This is a genomic window from Caldivirga sp. UBA161 (genome assembly GCF_002506515.1).
Classification (GTDB): domain Archaea; phylum Thermoproteota; class Thermoprotei; order Thermoproteales; family Thermocladiaceae; genus Caldivirga.
This window is the reverse complement of sequence record NZ_DAXS01000059.1, coordinates 35,694-36,771: the sequence shown is the minus strand read 5'-3', so window position 1 is coordinate 36,771 and position 1,078 is coordinate 35,694. Positions and strand designations below refer to the sequence as shown.

Here is a 1,078-nt window from a genome sequence, read left to right as displayed (position 1 = left end):
ACTTGGGGTACCCCAAGTTTAAATACCTGCCCCACGCCTTAAGAGGGCCGCATGCGGAATCACTATTTAAGCATGAGGGGTATTGATGATTTAAACGCACTACATCACCTTAAATAAAACGTAGGATGAACCTTACATTCTTAAGGTATGGAGGGGCCGGCACTAGATGAAGGAATTATTACTTATGCGTAGTTATTGTTAAAAGGCTTTACGTAAATCTTAGATTAATGAGAGAAGAGGCGGAAAAGTGGTTTAAGCAGGCCTTAGAAGATTTGGCAACGGCTAAGGACACTATTGCGACGGGGCATTATTACGCTTCAGCGTTTTGGGCTCAGCAAGCGGCAGAGAAGGCCTTGAAGGCGCTGTTATTGGATAAAGGAAAGATAGAAAGAACTCATGACTTGAATCACTTATTAAATGTAATAAAGGAGGAGGTTGGTATGCCTGTAGACGAGATAAGGGCTGAAGTAAATAAGCTTACCTTACATTACATTATTTCCAGGTACCCTAATGCTGCGAATACAGTACCCTACTTACTGTATAATAAGGATGATGCAGAGGAATTAGTAAAAAAGGCTGAAAAGGTGGTGGAATGGGTAAGGCGAAATCTGCATTAAAGAGTCAAGTAGAATTGATAAAAAGGGCAGTGGACTTCATCAACGACCTCAGTAAGGAGATTAGAATTGATGAAGTGTATGTGGTAGGTTCTAGGGCTAGGGGAGATTATTTGGAGGCAAGTGATATAGACTTGGTTATAATATCGAGGGATTTTAAGGGTTTAACCTACATGGAGAGGATTGAAAAAGTGGGGAAATACTTAAGGCCAAGAATAGAATTCTTCGCCTTCACGCCGGAGGAATGGGAAAATACATCCTCCCTATTTATTCTAGAAATGAGAAAGGAAGCTAAAAAATTAGACGACCTATTAAAAGAGGCGGAATCTTCATTAACATGAAGAATCCCTTAAGCACATTAATCAGCCACTGGATTAACCAGCGGCACCTCATCAATACCTAAGGTTCAATACTCTTCATGAAATCTCCAGCAAAACGCATTAAAATCCAAGTGAATACTTAAT

2 protein-coding genes are annotated in these 1,078 nt (G+C 40.3%); both read left to right on the top strand.

The features are described from left to right. Positions 1 to 227: 227 nt before the first annotated feature. Positions 228 to 617, top strand: a complete 390-nt coding sequence (locus BP896_RS06810; RefSeq protein ID WP_291766988.1) for a HEPN domain-containing protein — start codon at positions 228 to 230, stop codon at positions 615 to 617. Further along, positions 593 to 955, top strand: coding sequence for a nucleotidyltransferase domain-containing protein (locus tag BP896_RS06805; protein WP_291766987.1), 363 nt, complete (start codon positions 593 to 595; stop codon positions 953 to 955). The genes BP896_RS06810 and BP896_RS06805 overlap by 25 nt, the downstream gene beginning before the upstream one ends. Positions 956 to 1,078: the final 123 nt, after the last annotated feature.